The following is a 15989-nucleotide window of genomic DNA, read 5'->3' as shown; positions in this document are numbered from 1 at the left end:
GGTGATATACTATGTCAATTATACAACGAAACCAGAAAGAACAGAACGACTCAGACGGTGAATCGACACGAAAACGACTCTCATACGGTCGGATCAAGACCGATCTGAAGAGAGGATATCGAAGAGCGAAGCAGATCATCAAGAGCTACTTCCTTCTCATCTTCATCCTATTCACAGGAGTTTTCGGTATCCTCGAAGCCGTAGGATTGAATTCAGGTGTTCCTGAGCATATGGTCCCGTACTCTGTATACTGGAGCTATGGTGTGTATGTCGGTCTCGTACCCGCAGAACTCCTACGACAGTACGTTAGCGATGATACCAGAGAACGCCTGTACGCCTACAATGCCAAAGCATCCAAACTGGCGAAGTGGGCTATTCCTTCTCAGTTGATACACAAAATCGACTTCAGAAATCCTGATGGTGAGCCGATGGACTGGGACGATGTAGACCAAATTCATACTGCTGAACACGGGCTTGCCTACCTCGTTACCGACTTCGATAAGGAATCGATGGAGGCAGAGGTAACGTGGCTCGCCGGGAAGAATCAGATCGACCTTCGAGCGGAGAAAGAGCAACTGAATGAAGCAGTCACAGTCACATGGAAGATGGCTGAATCTGCTATTCAAGTCCTCTCTCAACGAGAGAATATCTCCCGTGAAGCGGCTCTCAAAGAGATTCAAACCAACATCGAAAATCGAGAGAACATCAATCTGGAGAGTGACACACGGCAGACTGATATTGAGAGTGTCCTGAAGGATAACGACGTACTACAGGACGATATTATCCAAGATATTCAGGAGGAGATCGGAGGTGGTGACGATGAGTAGTGACGATCTCTCTGCGGCTTATCTGAGCGAGCATATAGGGAATGAAGGCGAAGTTCCACAGTGGGTGACGTATGTATCGTCCGAGAGATTACAGTACCTTCTACGGATGGAACAGGCGCTTCCTGTACCAGAAGAAAGTGACACCTTCAATCAGCTACTGAAGAACGTCAAGTCCAACGCTATCAATACCGCAATAGAGGAAGACGATCTCACGAAGGTCTCTGCGATTAAGGGCGTCTCGGACAACTCTGTGGATGCGACAGGGTACGGAATGCTTCTGGAGAGACTGGAACCAGCTGCTCAAACTCTGATACTCAAAGGTCCGAAGGGATCTGGGAAATCGACCAAGATGTCCGATCTCGCTTGGAAGGCGATGGACGAGGATATCGTAGAGAAGTGTATGACCAATCTTGCCTTAGAGGGCTTCAAAGACGGAAAATTTGAGGAAGCTGACTACGACGTTCGCTACTCAGAACTAATCTCTGACTTCCTCGAATTCGCTAAAGAACCCGGTGAGAAGGTCATGTTGCTGGACGAGCTGTCCACGGTGGCGAATATGCTCACGTCCTCGAACGATGCTCAGGATATTTTCGTCCGAGTTATCAACGCTCTGCGGAAATCTGAGGGTGGTTCTTGTAGGATTATAGCGATTGGCCACCAGAATCCGACCGATATCCTTCCTGCACTTAGAAACAACGCTGACGGTGTAATAGAGGCACCCAACAAAGCTGGGGAAGGGATTGATCGAGCGAACTACTACAAGTCATACGATGAGTACCAGAGTGGAGATCCTGAATTCCGTGTTCGAGGGATGCAGGACGTTTCTGACCACTCTCTCTGGGGATTCGATGACAAGACGTTCGCTACTCTGGAATTGAACCTTGACGACCCTGAGAATCAGATCAAACGAGGACAGCTAATCGACGATTGGGAGAAGTATCAGGATGGCGGTGGTGAGCCTGACGACACGAGAGTATACTGTTCTCACGGTGGAGAGGGCTCACAGAATGGTTGTGGGGCTTCGAGTCAGCAATACCCCGAACTACTCCAAGATGACATAGATTGCTGTCCATACCACCGAGACGACGATGGTGGTTCGAGTATCAAAGAGTCCATAGAAGCCGAGCGAGAGCGGGCTGAGGAGTATTTAGATGAAAAAGAAGGCGAAGAGGACGGTGGGAAACAAAACGAGTTCATGGACGATTCAGACGAGAATGTAGATCCGAATGCGGGTCATACCGACGACTACAAATGGTGAATCCTTTTCTTTCAAACAAACATCACAACATATATAGGAAGTTAAACACATTTTCTTACTATAATGTCACATAATCACGGTCGTAATAATGGACAGGATAGAACAGTTGTCCCTCCTGAGATACTTCAGGTAGGAAAGAAATATTCCAGCGAGAATCCGCCTACTTCTGCTTTTGGTGACTTACAGAAGATACATAGCAATGGACGGTACGATATTGGAGTCAATCTCAACTGGTTCGTTGTTATTCAGGAGTCGCAGGATTCGATGAGCGGATGGAACTGGAAACCCGTATTCGTCGCTCGTTTTTCCGAACTGAATGTCGCAGATGCAAGAGACATAGATAGTTTTGACTCAGATGGTTTCGCTGTGTGGGCGAAGCACGACACCGGGGCTTTCTTCGACTACCTGAGCGACTCTGATGGTCGAGATCCAGAGATCGAGGAGATTAGCCGAGTGGACGGCAATCAAGTGCAGATGGTAGTATATAGCTCAGATCTTGGACGAGCAGAAGTCACACTCACAAAGTAAGTGATACTCATGTTATTCGATGAATTGGTCTCTGAGAACCAGAATTCGCTGGATAAGAACGACACGAAGACTGATTTTGTTATCTCGAAGGCGGATAAGTTGCTGGTTGACTCGGATGAACTAACGGTAGCGGTGAAGCACCATCAAGGGCGGAATATTGTTGCTGTAGATCGACGTTCAGAGGTCGGTTTTACTGTTGTACTCAACGATACCGATCTCCAGCGATTCAAGCAGAAAGTTCTCTGATATTCATACAAACATCAAAAATGCTTTAGGAAATGATATAAGAATAATTATTATGGTTTATCAATTCAAGAAAAGAGCCCGAGAATCGATGCGTAGTGATAATACTGCTGACTTTGATCACAGAATAGGTCAAGAGCAACGAGAGTTCCTGTTGAGTGTAGTCTTCGGAGAAGGGGCATACCCAGAAGAGGTATGGGAGCGTGGTAGTGATAGTAGCGACGAACAGAGGAAGATATTCAGACCATTACGAGATAGAGGGCTTCTGGCAGGCGGTTTTAGTTCTCCAAGGCCGACCCAAGAAGGACAGCGGGTTGCTTACGAGATATTGACCGAATCTCGAATAGATGATTACGAACTGGAAAAAGCTCAGAGTGAAATAGTAGCTGGCAATATCTGACCTTCTCTTTTTTCGAGTGAGTACTATATTCTCGTGGTATTCTGGGTTCCAGTTTGAGATTTTAGACGCCGAAATATATTTAGGAAATGAAAATTACACGCACGCACCTGCTCGCCCATTATGTCGGTGAGGGGGTGGGGGTGGTGAGGATAGGGATATGAGCCACCTATTGGAGGAGTCAAATAGCCAAACCATTATCACACTCTGTTTTTAAATACGGTCTATGTCTGTTGAGACTCGTATCAAAGCCGCATTCAAGAATAAGCGGTACAAGCCGAATGAGAACGGAAAGTACACTGAGGAAGTGGATATTCCCGGTTCTGGGCTGAATTTAGATGAGGTCAAGGACCACAAATGGGTTGAGGATGCCTTTATGAAAGACGACGGGTCATTCCATGTGTATGTCTCAGCGGAATCGGAGCAGCGAGTCTTCAGCACCTGAGGAGAACACAGAAAATGTCTGTTGAAGTCCGAATCAAGTCGGCGCTACAGGATACGAAGTACAAACCCGACCCAAACGGCGACTATACCACTGAAATCGATATTCCCAGTTCTGGACTGAATATAGACGAGACGAAGGAACACGAACTCGTGGAAGATGCCTTCGTACAGGACGACGAAACATTCCATCTCTACGTGTCTACTGATCGGAAGCAGCAGGTTTCGTTTGAGGTTATCTGATGAGTGCTGCTCTCGACACTCTACGAGATCTCTTTCCAGACTTCGGTAAGGCGAGACGAGAGCGTAATAGGATACGGAAGCGATATCGAGACAACCTGAACGCTCTCGACAGAGACGACGCAGTATTCACGATCTCTTCAAGAGATTACAGCCCGGAGTACCTCGGCAACAGAACCGAGAAGAAATTATCTGACGCTGACCATCTAATCCAGAAGCACGGATCGCAGTCAGATCCTCATTCCTACCAAGTCACCAGCAACGAAGATGAGGTAGAGGAAGCGATGGCAGATGTGGTCACGTCGATCACCCGAAGGAACTACCTCAATATCTTCGCAGAGATCGTCTTCATCGTGTTCACCGTCGTCTGTATCAGCTTAGCCATCCTTCTGGCGATTGCTGGAATTGGTACTGTCGTGTCTCAAATTACTGGTCTGGAGCAAACCTCCAACGCAAGTGCGACGGTGATATCCTCTACGGGTTCTATTCTGGGGGTAGAATAAGCTCAGTTCTATATTGGGGCTATAATCAGACATTCTCACTAACCACAGCTTTATGTGCCCGGCCTTGAAGAGCTGTTTTAGAGCTACTATGGCCCGTCACGACACCGACCTCCCATTCGGAGATGCGTTCTCTCCAGCGCAACTCCACACTGACGATGACCGAACGGAGCTTTCTGTCGTTCTGGAAATGGCGAAGGAGTACGAAGGACAGGAAGACGAATTCGATGAAGCAATTCGAGAGACCTTCTTCCCCGGTGATGTTGATACGACCCGAGCGAAGAACGTCAGGCTCGGAATGAAGGATAGAGGGTACAAAATTACTGATGAGGACTTCTACTTCACCGAACTGGGCGACGAACTCCACGAGCTTCGAGACGACCCAGATGCCCTATACGACAGGTTTGCCAAACACATCCTACGAAACCTTCATGGACTGAAGGGAATCGAGATCGTCGAGGATCTGGAGGCTGAAGGACGGAAGACAGTCAACGATAACGTCAAAGAGGAATTCAAACAGCAGTACGATTTCCACATTGACGAGACCTCGAACCACTGGAGCCAAATGCGGGCGTGGATGTCCGAGGCGGGCGTTGTAAACAAAGGAACGCACCGCTACGATATTGACCGCACTCGGATTGAGGAACTGATTGGCGTCGATTCGGAGGATATTGTAGAGCTTGATGGATTAACCGAGCAACAGCAGGCATTCCTCCGTGCATTGGCTCTAATCGACCCACCGGGAGAAGTGAAGAGTCGGACAGTCAAACGAATCGCTGAACACGCCTACGGAGTCAACATCAGCCAATCCAATATCAGTCGGAGGACGCTCGATCCACTCGAAGAAGCAGGATACATTGAGTGGGAACACGTCTCCGGCAAGCCAAACCTGATTGAGACAACCGACAAGTTCGATGCTGAGATACTGAAACCCGTCCTTGATGATCTCTCAGAGCGTGTCGGTGTTCCTCGCCACGTTCTCAGGCTCTCGTTCGATGAAGTGATGGAGGAACTGGATTCGGACTCGACTCACGAGAAAGGGGTTGCACTCGAAACACTCACGGTAAAGACTGGCCGACTACTCGGATTGGAGTTCGTCGGTTGGCGTGTTCGAGGACGAAAGACAGGCGGTTCCGAAGTGGACGTGGTGATGGACGAGATCGATACCACATTCAATCGCTGGCAGATCCAGTGTAAGAACACTAAGAGCCAGTTGGAGTCAAAACAAATCTCCCGTGAAGTAGGGATCGCCCGGATTCTACAAACGAATACCATCCTCATGATCGCCCGAGGCGGTATCTCTCAGGATGCTAAGCAGTACGCCAACCAAGTGATGAGACACGAGAATATCGCAATCATGTTCCTCACAGGAGATGATATCGAGGAGTTTGACGATAACACCGACCACCTGCTTACGGTCCTGAGAGGCGAAGCCCGCAGAATTCACAATATCAAACGACTCGATAGGCGAGAGGTGGAGCAGGAAGATGGTATGGATCTCATCGACAGAGAGGACGAAGCATTGGAAGAGTTCGAGGACGAGTTAGATTTCGACCAAGATCAACCGTCACTGGACGATTACACCCCTGATGAAGACGAAGATTCAGAGGATTAGTCGTCACCAACTTCAGCGAAATCTCCGAAGTCGGACTGGTCTTCGTCTAACCGCTTCTTGATCTCGTCTTCCGTCAGGAAGCGGAACTGAGAGGTCTCAAGATACTTTTCTTCCTGTTCAAACGCCATCCAGTAACGCCCTTTCTGTTGCGCAATACTGCCCGTGAGGTTCGACCCGCCGAAGATATCGAGGACGACGGGCCGATCAAGATAACTTCGGTCCCAGTCGTCGTAGGGCGGGTTCGGCGTCAGGTAGTCGATGAAGAATTCGGGGATCTGGCGAGGGAAGCGAGCAGGGTGAGAATCGAATCCGAACTTCCGGCACATCGAGAGATAGTGCGTATTGCTCGCCGTGTTCGACGCCTCAATCACGTTGTCTGCTGTTCGACCACCCATCCCGAGCCTTCGAAGTAGATCTCCAGCAGAAGCGTCCTCGAATTCATCCGACCCCATAATCCATTCCAAGAATTCCTCAGCAGAAACTTCGTCAAGCCTATTCAGAATGGCTTCAGCGTCGGCTCCTGCGAGGAAGTTGTCAGGGATCGACCCCTCGTTTTCATTTGCGAAGGACTCCGAATCGATGTTCCATCCAGAACTACGCTTGCCGTCGTTGTACTCTCCAGTCTCCATCAGCTCCTTCTGGGAATCGGAGTATTCCTGTAGGACACGCTGGTTGTTCGCTTCTGGATGAGGATGTTCGCCCTCCTCGACGGCGGATTCCTTGTTGATCTCCGGCGTGAGCCACCAGATGTGAGTCACTGCATCCGTAACCCGAATCTTTCGGACGTTGACCCATTCAATCGGATTCGGAAGTTTGGCCGGGTTATACCAGTAAAAATCTTGAGCCAAATGCATCTGGCCTTCATCCTCGTCAACGAGCCGATTCAGTAGCTCGAATTGATATGGAGACCGCTCAGGCCATCCTCGTTTGAATGCGCCCCCGATTTCGACTACAAAGCTCCCGTGGGGCTGGAGTACACGACGAACTTCAGGAATAAACTCCATGAACCAATCGTTGTACCCTTCCTGATCCTCGTTGCCGTACTCCTTCTGGTGCTGAAGAGCAAAGGGAGGCGAGGTAACGATCAGGTCGATGCTGTTGTCAGGGAGTTCTTTTAGAAGCTCCTTGCTATTCCCATGGAAAGCCGACCCTCCTTCTGCATTGTAGTAAGGGTCAGAGTCCATCAGTTCCGTTACGGCAGAGTCCTCAGTCATTATATCACGTTCGGGGGCGCTGGTTGTGAGTTTCATTGGTGGCGGTGTTGATTACTCTGTTGCTCTCTCGCCCGACTCCTGCTAATCGGGTGACTGTATCCATCCTACATCACGTAGTATGGACACTAAATGTTTACTATCTGAGCTGCTGGTTCGAGGGTTATATTGTATCAGAGCATGAACCCGAAACCAGTGACCCGACGAAGGAACGACGAATCGGGGCGATATCAGGAGGTCTACTCGGATGAGGAGATTCTATCTCTTCTCCAAGGTACTCGACTCTCTACAAGTGAGGTCGCAGATCGATTGGACTGTCACCGAACGACTGCCCATGACCGTCTATCTGAACTTGAGGATGAAGGGAAGGTCACGTCGAACCCAGCAGGAAATACACTGATCTGGGAGACAGAGGGTGGCGCTTGAATTATCGTAGGTCCTGACAGTCACTATCTACCCATAAAAACAAGTGGCGGTGAGGCACAGAGGACAGTATGTCGGAAGAACTGGTCAGCTCTGTCTCAGAATCAAACATCAGTGGAGTGCTGGATCAAAAAGTACTGTTTTCAGTTCCGGACTACCAGCGATTGTACTCGTGGGGCGAAGATCAGTGGGATGAATTCTGGCGAGACCTTACTGGATTAGAAGAAGGAGAGAGTCATTTTCTCGGTTCAATTGTCGTTATAGAGCGAACCGGCGGATTTGGAAAGTTGGATGAGTACGAGTTGGTAGACGGTCAACAGCGATTGACTACGATTTCTCTACTCCTGAAGGCCATACAGACTCATTTCAAGGAGAACGACGACCCGAATGACATCAGTGGTATGATTCGTACTGATTACCTCTATGAATCTGATCCAGATAACATAGAGCATGTCAAATTAAGTCTGAGCCAGTTCGAGGACGGGGATTACCAAAACATAATCGAGGAGAATATCTCCAGTGTCAATGAAGACAGCCAACTACTCAAAGCCTACAGACACTTCCAAGAACTGTTAGAAGGCCTTGATAGCGACGAAATCAACGATATACGGAAACGGTTGGTTCTCTCAATGAATATGGTTGTAATCCAATGTAGCGGAACTGCGTCTGCGTTCCGTCTATTCGAGACTCTGAATGATCGGGGATTAGAACTCTCTGCCGTTGATTTGATGAAAAACTCTCTGCTACAAGTCGCATCAACCAAATTCGGGACTCACGAGTACGAGTCAATTCGAAACAAGTGGGAAACGGTCCTTGAGAAAGTCGTTTACGAGATCGACAATCCAGATCGTTTCTTCAGGCACTATATCATGTCTCGCCCCGAACCTGACATTTCGGGAAGCGTCACGTCTCGGCGTCTATATGAGGAATTCAACGATATAATCAAAAATAAGCTTCCATCGAATGGCGTAGACCTAATCGACTATGTAGATGGTATGGTCCAAGAAGCGGATCTATACGTAGGACTCACGCAGGCGAAAGTTGACGAATTCCAAGGTAGACAACAGCAGAAAATCAACAATCGTCTACAGAATCTGAATGATATCGGGTCGTCTCACTCTCGAACACTACTGCTGCGAGCCTTTGACGAATTCGACGAGTATGGCGAGATCAATCAGACTCTAAAGTACGTGGAAGTCTTTATGATCCGCTGGAAGCTGGCCAACTATCAGAGTGGAACAGGACTCGACAAGATATTCTCTGATCTCTGTTCTAATGCCTTCAGCAGTGGTGAACCGCTACCTCAAGACCCACTCGATGCAATAAAAGAAAAACTGAGCGAAGAAGCACCAAGTAACGAGGAAGTTTATGCCGGTCTCGCTAACGACGACTTCAGCCGAACTGCTCAAACGAAGTATATTCTGGACATGATTGAGAGACACCACTATATGCCCGCTGAGGGGAGTGGTGCAAAGTCTTACAACAGGGCAACCGTCGATATTGAGCATATTGCTCCGAGAGCGACGTTCTCGGCTAAGAAGTACAGCCCATGGAGAGATGTTCTGGGTGTTGATGAAGATGGGTTCAGCCAATACAAGAACCGTCTGGGGAATCTAACACTCCTTGAAGATCGCCTAAACGAATCTGCATCCGATAATCCGTTCCAGCAGAAAAAAGACCAGTATAAGCTCTCAGACTTCGAGATGACCCAAGAGATCCGAGAGAAATACGATATCTGGACTCATAATGAGATACAGGACCGGTCTGAGGACTTAGCAGAAATCGGAGTGGAGATCTGGGACTTCGATACGTTCTGATAGCTATCCGGGGTTCAAAGAATGGTAGACAAACAACTCGTTATGATCGCTGGTTCCGTGGCTGGGGCTTTAGCGGTCAGCGTGACCCTCATAGGTCGGGTATATGGAGTATTTCTCGACAGTATTGGTGCAACTGGCGCAATAGTCGTCTCTACTATGGCATTAGCTATCTTCGCACTGCTGGTGCTATCCATCGACAACCGAATCAAAATTAATCGAATGAACGGAGGTGACGACGAATGAACCCCGACGACGTGGTAGAAGCGTTTGTTACGACAATCATCTTAGTCGTGATGTTGGTCGTCGCAATTACGATCTGGAATCAGGACATTGGGATGGTCTTAGTTGATCTCCTCCCGAACTTCGTAGAGATATTGGTCTGGCTGTTTGTCGGGGCGATTATAGCGGCTTTACTGGTACAGCTCGTAGAGGAATTCTGAATCAGACAAGCGACCACCTACTATAATTCAGAGCGAGACAGCATTCCCATGGGAGATCAATACAAGATAGAATGGCTTCTCGATACAGACGAGAAGCTGTCCAGTGAAGAGAGTGAGCAGTTAGTACAAGAACTTGCAGAGGAGATCGACGCTGAAGACGAAGTTGAGTTTGGAGGACAAGTCATACGAAAATCTGTAACTGAGGTCGCCTCAGTTGGAATTCTAATTGTAAGCAGTATCAGCACCCTCATACAGGTCTATCAATTTCTACAGGACCGAGACGACTCTAATGTAGGGGTTAGGCAGGTGAACAACGAGATGTTCTATGTCGATGAAGTGAACCCGACCGTTATCGAGGATAACGGAGGAACGGTAATTGCGAATGTGGAAGGTGATGTGTATTTCTTCACTCTACCTGAAGACATGGATCAGCACGTCGAACTAATGGCGGAACTGAGAGAATCGGAAGAAGAGAGCGGCGAGGAACAAAATTAGAACATCTGAGCAATGTTGATGAAGTCCTCGATGGGCTTCAGGTGATTTGGCGTACACTCCGCCTTCTTGGATTCGTAGTGGTCGTAGAGTTTGACCGGCTGGCTCACTTCTTCGAATTCCTCGTTGCTGATGTAGCCCAAGAACTCAACCGCAGTAATTCGATTCCGATCTACTGGATGGTAGTGGACGTTGCACAGGAAATAGAAATCGACTGTATCTGAATTGCTCATACAGTAGTCCTTGATCAGATTTCTGTACTCACACTTGCTCGCTCGTGTCTTCACATCGATAGTCTTCCCGTGAACAACCAGATCATCTGCTCCTTCGCTCCCATCCCATTCATGTTCGATTCCAGCCTGCTCGAACAGTTGGGAGAGAGCAGCTTCAGCGATGAATCCTTGTTTGGCGTTCCCGATTGCTTCTTCCTCCGGTCGGCCTATGTCATCCCACTCGATACAGAAACCGTCTCGAACGTCGTTCTCTGAGAAATCGTCACCCAGAACGTGTCTATACATCTTTTCTCGTAGATCGTCGTCCACTGCGAGAGTGAACGATGAGTTGTCTGTCGCCATCTTATCATATATATTATAATTTCTCCCCAAAGGTGTTCGTGAGTTTTGGAGTCTACTAACAGAAACCAAAACTCAACCCGATTTGAGCGGTCTATAGGTAGGGTTCGAGCGGAAAAATCGGACTCATATGCAAACTCCAAAACTCGCAGAAGTTTTTTACCATACCATTTACATTATAATATTGTTATGTCAAATAACAATACAGAATATGATGAAGAAGATATCATCGTATTCGATGATGAATTCGACGCATCAGACGTAGATGTACAGAAACTCAGAGAGATTCGCAAAGGAGGCGACGATGCCGGTGATTCTGTATGAGCGCCACTGGAGCAGTCAAAAATCTACTCAAGGGGATATTGATCCTCTTTTTCGGTCAAATCGTAGGGGGCGTCATCGCTGGGATATTGACTGGATTTGGAGTCATTCCGTTTGATCTTGCGATGAACCCAGCTGGACAGCTCATATTCAGTATCGTCGGGATATCAATCATTCTCGGAGTCTACAGCAAGGTGAGTGGGTGATCACAATGAGTGGTGAATTACCTCAAGAAGGTCCTGCTCGGTTGCTCCTCGTCGTAGGGTCATTCCTCCTCATCGGATTCATAGCCAGCGTCCTCTGGTTCACTACAGGCTACTTTGATCTACCTCAGATAGTCAGAATAGTTGGTACAATCGTTGGTACTCTACTCATCCTACAAATCCTCGGAGGTGGTTCTGCATGAAAGTCACAAGTGTTGAGGAACGAGATTTCAGAGATCTCGATTCTGACGAACAAGTAGAGTACATCAAAAACGGAATTAGAGAATTCGCAGCTCGGGTTGTGATTTTAGTAGGGATGGTTGCAGGAGCTATCTGGTACACGACAACACAACCAGATCCGCTGAAGACGTATGAGATTATCATTATCGCCCACTTGACTATCTTCCCTTCACTGTGGATAGGATATTACGTATACAAGCAAGAATCGCACGTATTGGATGCTATTCGAGCGATACAGAACGGAGGTGATGCAGAATGACTCTTCGTTGCGCTCAATCGGAAGATTACGTCATCCTGTTCGAGGACGGTCGATACGAGTATGCCTGCGAGGACTGTGTTGAAGCAGACAAAGAACTCTCCGGAGTAGTTGGAGTTGTAGAGGTTGACGAGTCTGGAGGTGATGGCTCATGATCGAGCTATATCCACTTCTAAAGGTCATACTTGGTGGCCTATTCATCGCTGCCTTCCTGATCTCTGCTGCTAAGAACAGCGGCGAGGACGACGAAGACGATGAGAACGACCGAAAGAGCCGACAGGCTCGTGATCGAGATGAGTGAAGACGCTGAGTTAGAAGACTGGGTAGACTATTTGATTGCAGGATTTGGCGTACTGATCATTATAGCAGGTACGATAGTCGTTGGTGGTGGAATAGTATGGGTGCTTTCCAGAATATTAGCGACGATACCAGATATTCTGATGGGAGCGCACAGGTTCGCATACACGCTTACAGATCCACTATACGTCGGGTTCGTGTACGGAATCGTTCTCTCATATATTGTATACAGAGGTCGAGAAAGATGGGGTGATAGAAGAATATGAGCGAGCAAACAATCCACCGACGAGTCACAGTCGATCAAATCGACCAGATGAGAGACGCCGCCCACGATATCGGAGGAAACCTCGCTGACCGAAACGAAGTACTGGTCGTTGCAGCATCTGACTTTGGGCTTCGAGTTGGAGAACTGAATCAGCTGAAGCGCAGTCACTTCCGGTTCGATGAAGGACACCTACTCCTTCCAGCTGATATCCAGAAGAAGTACCCAACAGACGCCTCTCCGAGTTCTGCTCGTATGGAGATCGATCCCTACGGCCTATTCGGAACCGAACGACTGCTCAAGAGGTACTTCAACAGCGACTGGTGGCAGGCTCAGGATAGTGAATATGTATTCCCATCGAGGCAGTCAGAACAGATGACTACAGAATCCATCAGGAACGTTATTAGAAGGCTTGCCGTGGAAGCCGACGTATCTCCTCGACGTTCGGATGGAGAGCCAGCAGACCCATCAGAGATGCACCCTCACGCACTCAGGCACAGCCTCGCCTCATACATGCTCCAAGATCCTGATACTCGATTGATTGACGTTCGGAACCGACTCCGACACCGTTCAATTGCAACAACGGAACGGATCTATGAACACTACCAAGAACGGTAGCGGGCTAACTCCTTTACTCTATTCTAACGTTGTATTTGACAAGCTATGAACAATATGGAAATTATCGAAGATACGTCTTTCATCGTATCTAACGAGGGTGACGTACTGGTAATACATCACGAAGAAGCCGGAGAAATAGCACGCTTAGAAGGCGACTTCTCTGCTGAGGATGTAGAAGAGGTGGTAGAAGATTATGACTGAATCTGTTGATGTAGAACGAGACAAAGACTAATCGACAACAGACGGACTCACGAGACCCCGTTGTGCGACCAGAAGTCTATCCTCCTCTGTGATCAAGTTGAAGTACACGTCGTATTCCAAGTGATCGAATTCTACAGGCGGGAGTAGCTCTGTAGCATCTACAGACGACTCTTTTCTGATGGCGACATACACTACACGATCTACTTCATTTTCATCGGAGGTGCGCTCTGAATGCCCGTTCGAATTGATAGTGTACCAGTAATCAGTAGAAATGAATTGATCGTGGTTGCGTGCAGGCGGGCACATTTTCCGAGTCTCTATGAGATTCCGGTTCGTGGTCAGATTAGATAAAACTGGAACCAGAGGCAGCGAAGCGACTGAAGAGAGGTAGCTACGCCTACGCATTGATCCGCTCCGTTTCAAGGTCTTTTCTCGCATGTTCAGCGTAGTAGTGAGCCAGCACAGTTACTGTGTGAACACAGTACGACGACTCCCAAGACCACGTTTTGTAGCCCCACTCGTTGACTTCTATTTCTTCACTCAGATTGCTCTTAGGACACGGGCAGCGGGCGAATAAAGCGATTCCGTGACGGAGACCGACAACTACTCGATACTCACCACAAGTCCACATCTGGTATTCGTTGACCAACGATTCAGTCACGGATGAATTCACCAACCTCGGAGATCACTTCTTCTATCGAATCCGCACCACCATCGACGCCCCGAAGAGCTTCATCATCGTGCTTCTCTACGGAATAGACATACTCATCCTCGGAATACTTGCCTTGCTGGATATGGGCCTCGCTGGATTCTCCACGGAATGTAACCGAGAAATACGGAGGATCGACGTAGATCTCGTGGATATTCATCGAAAACAGGTCAGCGACATACTCCGTCTGCTGGTTTCCACTGTCAGCGACGAAACGAGAGTTGAGGAGAGTAGCCTTTCGCCACATCTCGTAGTCTTCATACTTCCATCGGTGTTCGACCTCGCCATTCTTCACGAGAGTCAGATCGCCATGATCGTGCTTCTGAAACCACGCCGAAGAGATCTCCCAGAATTCATCCTCTTCACCGTGGGTTCGAGAGTCTTTTTCAGGTTCGTTCTTACCAAAACTCGGTACTGAAGGGGCGACCGGGAGCGATGCAACTGCTTTGGTGAATTCCCTTCGTTCCATATTCATAGATACTCGTCACGCTCCTGCATCGCCTTATTAGCGATAGCAATCTGGCTGTCAGAAGCGTAGTGCCGGTGTTCTTCCCACTTTTCAGCTACGTGAGTAACGACCATCTCGTATCCCACTTCTTCAGTCGTATCCTCACGAATAGTAGCTTCAAGACCGCAATCGTGCGCCCAATGGCTGCGCCACCTGTCTTCGTCCGTCTGAATCGAAATCAATTCGAAATCGAATAGGGTCGCAATCAGATTATGACTGGACTGCCGAGCCTCAGAAGCAGCTGCTCGACGCCATTCAGTGTACGTCTGATACTCTTTCTCTCCTTCTGTGGTGATTACTATGCCCTCGTCAACTCGGCGCTTCCACACACCGCTCATCCCTTCCTTGGAATCAGGCTCGTTCTTACCAAACTCAGGGACGAGGGTAGGAGTGAACGGTACAGCGGCCATCGACTTGAGGTAATTTCGGCGGTTCATTGGGTTTCGTAGTTGATTTCCAGCAGGTAGTTCCTGAGCCTGTTCAGTTTCTGCATCCTCTCCGGGTGAGTCGTGTTCTCTTTCGCTCGCTCGATCTGGTTCATGCGCTCATCAATCGCTTCCCGAGTGGGATTGGTCAGAGGATTCAGATGGACACCAGCACTGTGGAGGACGTTCTGATATGCTGAAATCCCGTCATTGAAGTTCTGAATAGCATCAGACCGAGGCACTGGGAACACCTCCTTCGTCGTCAGAACCAGCAGACGACTCTTCCACAGGCTCAGTGATCTGATCGAAATAGAGATAGAAGTCGATCAACTCCTGAACGGACTGACGGGCACGGATGATCCGACGCCGTTCAGTAGTGTCCAGCGGGCGCTGTTCAGAGACCTTGTTGTACAACCGACGAAGATCCTCGTCAATCTCCCTCAACTGACCCAGAGTAGGGATTTGATCTTCACCGGGAACAGGGAGGCGGTAGACCTGCCAATCATACTCGTGATTGAGTATATCGATGTTCTCGTTAGCCTCCTTCACATCTCGCTCGATCAGCATCGTAGTCACCTGAATCGGCAGATTCAGACACTCATCTTCCTCTTCTTCTTGGGTATCGTCGGAGTCTCTAAGCCCGAACATTGTTAATCACCGAAAAGCTGCGAGTGGAGACCTTCTCGCTCCAATTCCTGATACTCTCCCACGAGCGCACGCTTCGAGATACGATCCATCTCATCACTACAGAGATCCATCAACTCCTCCATACTCGCCTCCTCGCTACTGGCTTGAACACTCAGATCATGGGAGCTAATCTCGATCTGGTTCTTCCCGTTCGTCCGATCCTCCAACCGTTCTACTTTGTTCTCCAACTCTTCCACCTTCTCCTCTACGTCCTCGGTGGTGCTATCGGGCAATCTGGAAAACCTCTACCGTACTATA

Annotated in this window: 26 protein-coding genes; 19 read left to right on the top strand and 7 right to left on the bottom strand. The window is 48.6% G+C overall.

What is annotated here, in order from left to right:
* Positions 1 to 11: 11 nt before the first annotated feature.
* The 8 genes from Har1129_RS10000 (at position 12) to Har1129_RS09965 (ending at position 6049) form a co-directional block, all read left to right on the top strand.
* A complete protein-coding gene (locus Har1129_RS10000; RefSeq protein WP_151100513.1) occupies positions 12 to 827 on the top strand; it encodes a hypothetical protein in 816 nt (271 codons plus the stop codon).
* Entirely contained in the window at positions 820 to 2085 is a 1266-nt protein-coding gene (locus Har1129_RS09995; protein ID WP_151100512.1) for an ATP-binding protein, read from the top strand. Before Har1129_RS10000 ends, Har1129_RS09995 begins: the two co-directional genes overlap by 8 nt.
* Positions 2086 to 2148: 63 nt before the next feature.
* Positions 2149 to 2613, top strand: a complete 465-nt coding sequence (locus Har1129_RS09990) for a hypothetical protein (RefSeq protein ID WP_151100511.1) — start codon at positions 2149 to 2151, stop codon at positions 2611 to 2613.
* Between the two features lie 196 nt (positions 2614 to 2809).
* The gene (locus Har1129_RS09985; protein ID WP_151100510.1) at positions 2810 to 3256 is read left to right on the top strand and encodes a hypothetical protein; all 447 of its coding nucleotides are present in this window, start codon (positions 2810 to 2812) and stop codon (positions 3254 to 3256) included.
* 223 nt (positions 3257 to 3479) lie between these two features.
* Entirely contained in the window at positions 3480 to 3698 is a 219-nt protein-coding gene (locus tag Har1129_RS09980; RefSeq protein ID WP_151100509.1) for a hypothetical protein, read from the top strand.
* A gap of 14 nt (positions 3699 to 3712) precedes the next feature.
* Entirely contained in the window at positions 3713 to 3937 is a 225-nt protein-coding gene (locus Har1129_RS09975; protein WP_151100508.1) for a hypothetical protein, read from the top strand.
* Positions 3937 to 4437, top strand: coding sequence for a hypothetical protein (locus Har1129_RS09970; RefSeq protein ID WP_151100507.1), 501 nt, complete (start codon positions 3937 to 3939; stop codon positions 4435 to 4437). Before Har1129_RS09975 ends, Har1129_RS09970 begins: the two co-directional genes overlap by 1 nt.
* Before the next feature lie 88 nt (positions 4438 to 4525).
* Positions 4526 to 6049, top strand: coding sequence for a restriction endonuclease (locus Har1129_RS09965; RefSeq protein WP_191906107.1), 1524 nt, complete (start codon positions 4526 to 4528; stop codon positions 6047 to 6049).
* On the opposite strand, the gene Har1129_RS09960 is transcribed toward Har1129_RS09965, so the two are convergent.
* Complete coding sequence (locus Har1129_RS09960; RefSeq protein WP_191906108.1) at positions 6046 to 7263, bottom strand: site-specific DNA-methyltransferase; 1218 nt, start codon at positions 7261 to 7263, stop codon at positions 6046 to 6048. The two genes, Har1129_RS09965 and Har1129_RS09960, sit on opposite strands and share 4 nt — an antisense overlap.
* 177 nt (positions 7264 to 7440) lie before the next feature.
* On the opposite strand from Har1129_RS09960, the gene Har1129_RS21360 reads away from it, so the two are divergent.
* The 5 genes from Har1129_RS21360 (at position 7441) to Har1129_RS09935 (ending at position 10435) form a co-directional block, all read left to right on the top strand.
* Positions 7441 to 7686, top strand: a complete 246-nt coding sequence (locus Har1129_RS21360) for an Lrp/AsnC family transcriptional regulator (RefSeq protein ID WP_151100504.1) — start codon at positions 7441 to 7443, stop codon at positions 7684 to 7686.
* Positions 7687 to 7754: 68 nt separating this feature from the next.
* Positions 7755 to 9500 carry a DUF262 domain-containing protein gene (locus Har1129_RS09950; protein WP_151100503.1) on the top strand — a complete coding sequence of 582 codons (1746 nt, stop codon included), beginning with the start codon at positions 7755 to 7757 and terminating at the stop codon, positions 9498 to 9500.
* Positions 9501 to 9521: 21 nt separating this feature from the next.
* Entirely contained in the window at positions 9522 to 9743 is a 222-nt protein-coding gene (locus Har1129_RS09945; protein WP_151100502.1) for a hypothetical protein, read from the top strand.
* Positions 9740 to 9940, top strand: coding sequence for a hypothetical protein (locus Har1129_RS09940; RefSeq protein WP_151100501.1), 201 nt, complete (start codon positions 9740 to 9742; stop codon positions 9938 to 9940). Before Har1129_RS09945 ends, Har1129_RS09940 begins: the two co-directional genes overlap by 4 nt.
* A 48-nt stretch (positions 9941 to 9988) precedes the next feature.
* Positions 9989 to 10435 carry a hypothetical protein gene (locus tag Har1129_RS09935; protein ID WP_151100500.1) on the top strand — a complete coding sequence of 149 codons (447 nt, stop codon included), beginning with the start codon at positions 9989 to 9991 and terminating at the stop codon, positions 10433 to 10435.
* Here Har1129_RS09935 and Har1129_RS09930 read toward each other — a convergent pair.
* Complete coding sequence (locus Har1129_RS09930) at positions 10432 to 11007, bottom strand: hypothetical protein (RefSeq protein WP_151100499.1); 576 nt, start codon at positions 11005 to 11007, stop codon at positions 10432 to 10434. The two genes, Har1129_RS09935 and Har1129_RS09930, sit on opposite strands and share 4 nt — an antisense overlap.
* 186 nt (positions 11008 to 11193) lie before the next feature.
* On the opposite strand from Har1129_RS09930, the gene Har1129_RS21200 reads away from it, so the two are divergent.
* The 6 genes from Har1129_RS21200 (at position 11194) to Har1129_RS20565 (ending at position 13402) form a co-directional block, all read left to right on the top strand.
* Entirely contained in the window at positions 11194 to 11328 is a 135-nt protein-coding gene (locus Har1129_RS21200) for a hypothetical protein (protein ID WP_255518341.1), read from the top strand.
* Entirely contained in the window at positions 11325 to 11531 is a 207-nt protein-coding gene (locus Har1129_RS09925; RefSeq protein WP_151100498.1) for a hypothetical protein, read from the top strand. Before Har1129_RS21200 ends, Har1129_RS09925 begins: the two co-directional genes overlap by 4 nt.
* A 196-nt stretch (positions 11532 to 11727) precedes the next feature.
* A complete protein-coding gene (locus Har1129_RS09920; RefSeq protein WP_151100497.1) occupies positions 11728 to 12027 on the top strand; it encodes a hypothetical protein in 300 nt (99 codons plus the stop codon).
* A 251-nt stretch (positions 12028 to 12278) separates the two neighbouring features.
* Complete coding sequence (locus Har1129_RS09915; RefSeq protein ID WP_151100496.1) at positions 12279 to 12587, top strand: hypothetical protein; 309 nt, start codon at positions 12279 to 12281, stop codon at positions 12585 to 12587.
* Positions 12584 to 13201: a tyrosine-type recombinase/integrase gene (locus Har1129_RS09910; RefSeq protein WP_151100495.1), complete on the top strand. Its 618-nt coding sequence runs from the start codon at positions 12584 to 12586 to the stop codon at positions 13199 to 13201. Before Har1129_RS09915 ends, Har1129_RS09910 begins: the two co-directional genes overlap by 4 nt.
* A gap of 45 nt (positions 13202 to 13246) precedes the next feature.
* Complete coding sequence (locus tag Har1129_RS20565; RefSeq protein ID WP_191906110.1) at positions 13247 to 13402, top strand: hypothetical protein; 156 nt, start codon at positions 13247 to 13249, stop codon at positions 13400 to 13402.
* A gap of 653 nt (positions 13403 to 14055) precedes the next feature.
* Here the strand turns inward: Har1129_RS20565 and Har1129_RS09905 are convergent.
* The 5 genes from Har1129_RS09905 to Har1129_RS09885 are packed head-to-tail and all read right to left on the bottom strand — an operon-like array spanning position 14056 to position 15964.
* On the bottom strand, positions 14056 to 14580 hold the full coding sequence (locus Har1129_RS09905; protein ID WP_151100494.1) for a hypothetical protein: 525 nt from the start codon (positions 14578 to 14580) through the stop codon (positions 14056 to 14058).
* A gap of 2 nt (positions 14581 to 14582) precedes the next feature.
* A complete protein-coding gene (locus Har1129_RS09900) occupies positions 14583 to 15056 on the bottom strand; it encodes a hypothetical protein (protein ID WP_151100493.1) in 474 nt (157 codons plus the stop codon).
* Entirely contained in the window at positions 15053 to 15286 is a 234-nt protein-coding gene (locus Har1129_RS09895; protein WP_151100492.1) for a hypothetical protein, read from the bottom strand. The genes Har1129_RS09900 and Har1129_RS09895 overlap by 4 nt, the downstream gene beginning before the upstream one ends.
* Positions 15273 to 15692, bottom strand: a complete 420-nt coding sequence (locus tag Har1129_RS09890; RefSeq protein WP_151100491.1) for a hypothetical protein — start codon at positions 15690 to 15692, stop codon at positions 15273 to 15275. The genes Har1129_RS09895 and Har1129_RS09890 overlap by 14 nt, the downstream gene beginning before the upstream one ends.
* Before the next feature lie 2 nt (positions 15693 to 15694).
* Complete coding sequence (locus tag Har1129_RS09885; RefSeq protein ID WP_151100490.1) at positions 15695 to 15964, bottom strand: hypothetical protein; 270 nt, start codon at positions 15962 to 15964, stop codon at positions 15695 to 15697.
* Positions 15965 to 15989: the final 25 nt, after the last annotated feature.

It is taken from the genome of Haloarcula sp. CBA1129 (genome assembly GCF_008729015.1).
Lineage (GTDB): Archaea > Halobacteriota > Halobacteria > Halobacteriales > Haloarculaceae > Haloarcula.
The sequence above is the reverse complement of the archived record's forward strand: the minus strand, read 5'-3'. Positions and strand labels throughout refer to the sequence as shown.

Bases quoted from the DNA above. Each gene is read 5' to 3' on its own strand.
- Har1129_RS09965 (WP_191906107.1), top strand. From the start codon at position 4,526: ATGGCCCGTCACGACACCGACCTCCCATTCGGAGATGCGTTCTCTCCA.
- Har1129_RS09945 (WP_151100502.1), top strand. From the start codon at position 9,522: ATGGTAGACAAACAACTCGTTATGATCGCTGGTTCCGTGGCTGGGGCT.
- Har1129_RS09910 (WP_151100495.1), top strand. From the start codon at position 12,584: ATGAGCGAGCAAACAATCCACCGACGAGTCACAGTCGATCAAATCGAC.
- Har1129_RS09935 (WP_151100500.1), top strand. From the start codon at position 9,989: ATGGGAGATCAATACAAGATAGAATGGCTTCTCGATACAGACGAGAAG.
- Har1129_RS09930 (WP_151100499.1), bottom strand. From the start codon at position 11,007: ATGGCGACAGACAACTCATCGTTCACTCTCGCAGTGGACGACGATCTA.
- Har1129_RS09950 (WP_151100503.1), top strand. From the start codon at position 7,755: ATGTCGGAAGAACTGGTCAGCTCTGTCTCAGAATCAAACATCAGTGGA.
- Har1129_RS09920 (WP_151100497.1), top strand. From the start codon at position 11,728: ATGAAAGTCACAAGTGTTGAGGAACGAGATTTCAGAGATCTCGATTCT.
- Har1129_RS09925 (WP_151100498.1), top strand. From the start codon at position 11,325: ATGAGCGCCACTGGAGCAGTCAAAAATCTACTCAAGGGGATATTGATC.
- Har1129_RS09975 (WP_151100508.1), top strand. From the start codon at position 3,713: ATGTCTGTTGAAGTCCGAATCAAGTCGGCGCTACAGGATACGAAGTAC.
- Har1129_RS09900 (WP_151100493.1), bottom strand. From the start codon at position 15,056: ATGAACCGCCGAAATTACCTCAAGTCGATGGCCGCTGTACCGTTCACT.
- Har1129_RS10000 (WP_151100513.1), top strand. From the start codon at position 12: ATGTCAATTATACAACGAAACCAGAAAGAACAGAACGACTCAGACGGT.
- Har1129_RS09990 (WP_151100511.1), top strand. From the start codon at position 2,149: ATGTCACATAATCACGGTCGTAATAATGGACAGGATAGAACAGTTGTC.
- Har1129_RS09970 (WP_151100507.1), top strand. From the start codon at position 3,937: ATGAGTGCTGCTCTCGACACTCTACGAGATCTCTTTCCAGACTTCGGT.
- Har1129_RS09940 (WP_151100501.1), top strand. From the start codon at position 9,740: ATGAACCCCGACGACGTGGTAGAAGCGTTTGTTACGACAATCATCTTA.
- Har1129_RS09915 (WP_151100496.1), top strand. From the start codon at position 12,279: ATGAGAACGACCGAAAGAGCCGACAGGCTCGTGATCGAGATGAGTGAA.
- Har1129_RS09980 (WP_151100509.1), top strand. From the start codon at position 3,480: ATGTCTGTTGAGACTCGTATCAAAGCCGCATTCAAGAATAAGCGGTAC.
- Har1129_RS09960 (WP_191906108.1), bottom strand. From the start codon at position 7,263: ATGACTGAGGACTCTGCCGTAACGGAACTGATGGACTCTGACCCTTAC.
- Har1129_RS21200 (WP_255518341.1), top strand. From the start codon at position 11,194: ATGTCAAATAACAATACAGAATATGATGAAGAAGATATCATCGTATTC.
- Har1129_RS09890 (WP_151100491.1), bottom strand. From the start codon at position 15,692: ATGTTCGGGCTTAGAGACTCCGACGATACCCAAGAAGAAGAGGAAGAT.
- Har1129_RS09995 (WP_151100512.1), top strand. From the start codon at position 820: ATGAGTAGTGACGATCTCTCTGCGGCTTATCTGAGCGAGCATATAGGG.
- Har1129_RS09905 (WP_151100494.1), bottom strand. From the start codon at position 14,580: ATGGAACGAAGGGAATTCACCAAAGCAGTTGCATCGCTCCCGGTCGCC.
- Har1129_RS21360 (WP_151100504.1), top strand. From the start codon at position 7,441: ATGAACCCGAAACCAGTGACCCGACGAAGGAACGACGAATCGGGGCGA.
- Har1129_RS20565 (WP_191906110.1), top strand. From the start codon at position 13,247: ATGAACAATATGGAAATTATCGAAGATACGTCTTTCATCGTATCTAAC.